Here is a 6,000-nt window from a genome sequence, read left to right as displayed (position 1 = left end):
GGGATGACTGGAGGCAAAGAGGATAAGAGCGGCTCTAGCCGATCGTTCCACTTTGCTGAAGTCACGCCCTTTCTGCCTTTGCGAACCCGACTACAAGGGCGTAAGACTTGGCGGTTAGGCTTGGATGATTGGAGCAAGTAAGGATAAGGGCGAAGTATTCGCTCCTTCCTTACTTGTGAAATCACTCCAAGCCTGCCAAGTCGAGCCCGACTATAGGGTGTGAGGGCACGCGCTTAGCTTTCCTTCACTGGACCAAGTCAGCTGAGCCAGTCTGTATGAATTAGCCAATGCGGAAAACAGACAAAACATATTTTTCTTATCATTCGCCAAGCGTTTCATTCGTTTTTTGCTATGATTTTCGTTATAATAAAAATATATCGAAACTGAAATAATAGAAAAGGAGTGTTGGTATGGGACTACTCGTTAATGGCGAATGGCGCGACCAATGGTATGATACTGAAAGCACAGGTGGGCATTTCGAACGGGATGCTGCTAAATTCCGTAACTGGGTGACTAAAGATGGTCAACCAGGCCCTAGCGGCGAAGGCGGCTTCAAGGCCGAAGCGGACCGCTACCATCTCTATGTTTCCTTGGCCTGCCCTTGGGCGAGTCGGGTCTTAATGATGCGGAAGTTGAAGGGGCTAGAAGATATGATCAGCCTCTCTGTGGTCAACCCCTTAATGGCTGAACACGGTTGGACCTTTGACGAGGCGGATGGCGTGATCAAGGATCCAGTCATCGACGCGGACTATCTCTATCAAATCTACACCCATGTGGCCCCAGATTTCTCTGGCCGGGTGACGGTGCCCGTCCTCTATGACCTCAAGCAGGATACCATCGTAAGCACCGAATCTTCTGAGATCATCCGCATGTTGAACTCTGCCTTCGATGAAGTTGGCGCCAAAGAAGGCGACTACTATCCTGAAAACTTGCGCGAAGAAATTGACCATTGGAATGACAAGATCTACGACAATCTCAACAACGGTGTCTACAAGGCAGGCTTTGCGACCGACCAAGCGGTTTATGAAGAGGAAGTCGCTAATGTCTTCAAGATGCTCGATGAACTGGAAGCCCACTTGGAAGACCACAGCTATTTAGTCGGTGACCAATTCACAGAAGCAGATATCCGTACCTTCACCACCCTGGTCCGCTTCGATAGCGTCTACCATGGCCACTTCAAGTGCAACTACCATCAATTAGTAGACTACCCTAATCTTTGGTACTATACCCGTAAGATTTACAATATGCCAGGAATTGCCGATACAGTAAACTTCCAACATATTAAAGAACACTACTACCGGTCACACGACACCATCAACCCAAACGGTATCGTTCCAGCAGGCCCTATCCTTGACTGGAGCTTGCCTGAAGACGAATAAAACAAAAGCAAATACAAACACAAAAAGAACTTCTAGCGCCAGGCTAAACGAGCCAGTCTAGAAGTTCTTTTTTTAACCTTCCAACCATTCCTCAATACGCTCAATAAAGATATCCGCATACTTGGAAGCCTTGACCTGGCCTACCCCGCTGATATCAAGAAAGTCATCATAGGTCTGGGGCTTTTCTTCAGCCATTTCCAAGAGGGTCTGGTTGTTAAAGATAATATAAGCTGGCACCCCTTCATCTCCTGCAAGTTCATAGCGGAGCTCGCGCAAGGCTTCAAAGAGTTCCTCATCACGTTCAGATAATTGACTGGCCACCGCTGTTTTCTGAGCTGACTTAGCTTGGCTGTGCGCCTTATAGGGTCGCGCTTTGATGGTCAGTTGCTTGTCCCCCTTGAGCAGGGCCTTGGAGGCTGGGGTCAGTTCAAGGCCCTTGTATTGGTTGAGGCTGAGGTAACCTTGGGACAGCATCTGGGAGATAATATCCTTGACTTCTTTCTCCGAATAATCTGCTAAGAGGCCATAAGTAGATAAGCTATCGAAGCCCTTGTCCCGCACTTTCTGGGCCTTGCTGCCGCGGAGGACATCACAGACCATGGACATGCCATAAGCCCAGCGCATGCGAACTAGGCAAGAAAGCACCATCTGCCCTTCCCGGCTGGCATCACGAACATCGATGTCCTCTAAGCAACCTGAACAGTTCTGGCAAGGCTCAGCCAGGTTTTCGCCGAAATAACTTAAGAGGTACTGGCGCAGGCAGCCGGCATAATCGGCATAGTTAATCATGGCCTGGAGACGGCGTTCAGAGCTTGGATCCTGGCTCTGCCCGATCAAGAATTTAGCCGCCACAATATCCTTGGCATGGTAGAGGAGGATGGCTTCAGCAGGCAAGCCATCGCGCCCTGCCCGGCCTGCTTCTTGGTAGTAGCTCTCCAGGTCCGTTGGCATATTATAGTGGATCACCTTGCGCACATCCGGCTTATCAATCCCCATCCCAAAGGCATTGGTTGCCACAATCAGGTTAACTTCTTCATAGATAAAGGCATTCTGACCAGCTTCACGCTCCTCAGCAGATAGACCGGCATGGTAGCGGACGACCTTAAACTTGGCCTGGCGGAGGCGGTCATAGAGCTGGTCGACTTGTTTGCGGGTATTGGCGTAAATAATCATGGCCTCTTCTGGATGCAGCTCTTGGCGGAGGGCTTCCCACTTAGACTGGGGCTCTAAGACGCGGAGTTTCAAATTGGGCCGGTCAAAGGAATTCACCACCAGCCGAGGATCTTCAAGTCCCAATTGCTGGATGATATCCTGGCGTACATAAGCCGTGGCCGTCGCCGTAAAGGCCGAAACGACGGGCCGCTGGTCTAAGGCTTCAATAAAACCACCAATTTCACGATAAGAAGCGCGAAAATCATGGCCCCATTGGGAAACGCAGTGGGCTTCATCCACTGCCACTTGGCTCAGCTTAACTTCCCGCATCCAATCGATAAAAGCCGGATGCTTTAACCGCTCCGGAGCCACATAGAGCAAGTCCAAGTCCCCTTGACCTAGGGCTTGACGCAGGCACTGAACCTCTTCCCAGGACGAAGCCGAATTGAGATAGGCTGCTCGAATTCCATGCTCATGTAAGCTATCCACCTGGTCCTTCATCAGCGAAATCAGCGGAGAAATCACTAGGGTTAAGCCCTCCAGCGCTAGGGCGGGCAGCTGGTAGCATAGGGACTTTCCCCCACCTGTGGGCAAGACACCTAGTACATCCCTACCGTCTAGAATTGCCTCTACAATCTCCTCTTGTCCCGGCCGGAACTGGCTATAGCCATAGTGATAGGCTAAGAGGTCTTGAGTGGCCATGTCATCGCTCCTTTTTCTTATTCTGTCCTTATTCTACTAGAAGCCCCGCACATAATAAAGAGGAAGCTGGTCAAGCTGAAATTTCAATAAAAAATTCTGAACAAAAATTATAAGTCAAGTGAAGACCATCAATTCATATTTTCTATATTCTTAGGGGCTTCATAAAGCCAATTAAATGCTATAATTAAAGCATTAGCTTTTTTTCAGAAGAAAAATATTTCATCTTTCTTCTGCACCTAAGCCAGGCTAATTGAGAAGGTAGGTTTTATTATGTACTCTGTGTTATCATCTGCTGAACAGCGCCAACTGCGCTTACTTCACATCCTCTATCGGTCGACCGACTGGATTACGATGATTGAATTAGCGGAAGCCATCGATTGTTCGGACCGCATCCTAAGCAAGGACTTGTCTTATATTGAGAATAATTTCTCCTCATATTTGACCATTGAGCGGTCAAAATTCGGTATCCGCGGCATCTATGCCCCTTCTGTTGACTACTATACCTTCGTTCGCCTCTACATGAGAGACTCCGTCGCCTTCAATATTCTAGAACAGATCTTTTTTCACCCGGATATTTCAACCCAAGAAATTTCCGATGAAATCTTTGTCAGTCCATCAACCGTTTATCGGAATATCAATCTTTTGAACCAGGCCCTGCGCAGTCAGTTTAATTTTGAAATCTCTAACAGCCCCTACCGCTTCGTTGGCCCTGAGGCCAATATTCGCCTCTTCTTCATGTTCTTCTTCCGCGAAAAATATAGTCCGCTAGAATGGCCTTTCGAAGAGGTTAACCTGCAATATTGTGAGCTCTTCCTCAGCACCGCTTGGAAGGTAACCTGCCACCAATACACCAACGCCTGGTTCCAATCAGGCAAAATCTTATTAGCGATCGGCATCATCCGCACCCAAAAAGGCCATCTCATCCAATCCAAGGATATCCCCCTCTTTAAGGGCATCTACCAGGACCTTATCGACGAACTCGAGAAAAATGACGACCTCAAAAATATGGAGCAAAGTTTTAACTTTAAGTTGAACTTGACCAATGCCGTCCAACTCTTCATGCCCGTCCTCAATCAGAATATCTATGTCGACCTCCGCAATTTCCAGGCAGAAATCAGCGAGCGCCCATTAATTCAGCGGTCGGTTGAATATTTGAATCAATTCTTGGATACCATCTGCCAGGAGGCCCATGTCCATATTGAACACCGCGACCGCCTCATTCTCAGCCTGCATAACTATGCCTTCTTAACAACCGTCGCAGATATTCAAAAGGACAGCCTCTTAATCGACCGGAAGGCAGACTACATCGAAACCATGTCCCACTTCTACCCCGACCTCTATGACCTCATTGTCAAAGAAAGCGAGCATTATTTCCAGTCGATCGGTCTCAAACCGCTTCCCTACGGCCTGACCAATTTCATCTATGCTCTCTATACCGGCTGGGAAAAACTTCACACCCATATGCACCTGGCCCATCAAAAGCTAGTCGCCTATATCGTCAGCAATTATTCCAGCGACCACGCCCACCGCATCCAGGACGCCTTGAACAACCGTTTCGGCTTAGTGATCGACTTCCATATTTACAAGCAATTCCCACTCAAGCGCAAACTGATTGAAAATCTCAAATGCGACCTTATCATCTCAACCTTCGATATGCCGCATGACTTCAAAATCCCCAACCTCTACGTCCAAACCCTACCAACCGAGCAAGACTACAACTGGCTGGCCGCCTTCCTCAAACAAAAACGCCAGCAGGAACGGAATTAGAGAAAAAAACCAAGCCGCTGTGCTTGGTTTTTTTACTCTTTATTTTTGATATAAGCATCCAAATTTTGTCGGACTTCTCTGATATCTTGGGCTGTAGTGCCACAGCAACCGCCAATAAAGCGCGCTCCTTTATCATACCAATCAGTCACCCAGTCACTGATGGACACCTCCTTCTGCCCTTCAAATTGCTTGGTTTTCGGATTGTAGGTCCCGCCTAGATTAGGGTAAACAATAAAAGGTTTGAGAGCGGAAGGCCCCATGGTATCCAAGGCAGGGCTCACCCAAGCCGCTGGGCAGCAGTTGACACCATAAGCAATAATTTGTGGATGCCAATCCAGCAGGGTCTGTAAATCTTCCAGGGCTGTGCCATCACTCATATGGTAAGGATCTTTAAGGCTGACAGTGAGGCAGGCTTTTTGGTCGGGAAATTTCTCCAAGAGCTTGAGCAAGGTCTTCACTTCCACAAAATTAGGAATGGTTTCAAAGAAAATTAAGTCCACTCCCGCTTCAACCAAGAGGGCAAAGCGCTCCGCATGGAAGGCATAAAGCTCTAAATCAGAGAGCTCGTAATCCCCCCGATACTCTGACCCATCCGCTAGAAAAGCGCCATAGGGTCCGATAGAGCCAGCCAACCATTTCGCCTGATCGCCTCCACTGGCAGTCCGCGCCTGCTTGGCTAAAAAGACAGCCTTACGCATTAAGGTTCGCGCTTCAATATTCTTATGGCCAGCCTTGACAAAACCTTCCACGCTGGCTTGATAGCTGGCTGTAGTGGCTATATTAGCTCCCGCTTCAAAGAAAGCTTGGTGGGCTGCTTTAATCGCCTCAGGAGCTCTTTCCACGAGGCGGGCTGTCCATAGGGGATGGTTGAGTTCCTCTTCATAAGCTTGTAATTCCGTGGCTAAGCCCCCGTCGAGGATGACGACCGCTTACTTTTCCAGAGCTTTTACAATATCCGACATCAGCTTTCATTCCCTTCTCTTATCAGTCTCTTAAGCTT

4 protein-coding genes are annotated in these 6,000 nt (G+C 48.4%); 2 read left to right on the top strand and 2 right to left on the bottom strand.

Annotated elements, in window-relative coordinates:
• Nucleotides 1–410: 410 nt before the first annotated feature.
• Entirely contained in the window at nucleotides 411–1,379 is a 969-nt protein-coding gene (locus tag HMPREF3090_RS00135; RefSeq protein ID WP_067975104.1) for a glutathione S-transferase family protein, read from the top strand.
• A gap of 72 nt (nucleotides 1,380–1,451) precedes the next feature.
• On the opposite strand, the gene recQ is transcribed toward HMPREF3090_RS00135, so the two are convergent.
• Nucleotides 1,452–3,233 carry a DNA helicase RecQ gene (recQ, locus tag HMPREF3090_RS00130; protein ID WP_067975101.1) on the bottom strand — a complete coding sequence of 594 codons (1,782 nt, stop codon included), beginning with the start codon at nucleotides 3,231–3,233 and terminating at the stop codon, nucleotides 1,452–1,454.
• A 270-nt stretch (nucleotides 3,234–3,503) separates the two neighbouring features.
• Between recQ and HMPREF3090_RS00125 the strand changes: the two genes are divergently transcribed.
• Entirely contained in the window at nucleotides 3,504–5,000 is a 1,497-nt protein-coding gene (locus HMPREF3090_RS00125; RefSeq protein ID WP_070485658.1) for an AcpB/EbpR/MafR family transcriptional regulator, read from the top strand.
• Nucleotides 5,001–5,032: 32 nt separating this feature from the next.
• Here the strand turns inward: HMPREF3090_RS00125 and mmuM are convergent, their stop codons facing one another.
• Complete coding sequence (gene mmuM, locus HMPREF3090_RS00120) at nucleotides 5,033–5,920, bottom strand: homocysteine S-methyltransferase (protein ID WP_070485656.1); 888 nt, start codon at nucleotides 5,918–5,920, stop codon at nucleotides 5,033–5,035.
• Nucleotides 5,921–6,000: the final 80 nt, after the last annotated feature.

Source organism: Aerococcus sp. HMSC23C02, from assembly GCF_001806805.1.
GTDB lineage: Bacteria > Bacillota > Bacilli > Lactobacillales > Aerococcaceae > Aerococcus > Aerococcus sanguinicola.
This window is presented reverse-complemented; position numbering and strand designations above follow the sequence as displayed.

Bases quoted from the DNA above. Each gene is read 5' to 3' on its own strand.
- HMPREF3090_RS00135 (WP_067975104.1), top strand. From the start codon at position 411: ATGGGACTACTCGTTAATGGCGAATGGCGCGACCAATGGTATGATACT.
- HMPREF3090_RS00125 (WP_070485658.1), top strand. From the start codon at position 3,504: ATGTACTCTGTGTTATCATCTGCTGAACAGCGCCAACTGCGCTTACTT.
- recQ (WP_067975101.1), bottom strand. From the start codon at position 3,233: ATGGCCACTCAAGACCTCTTAGCCTATCACTATGGCTATAGCCAGTTC.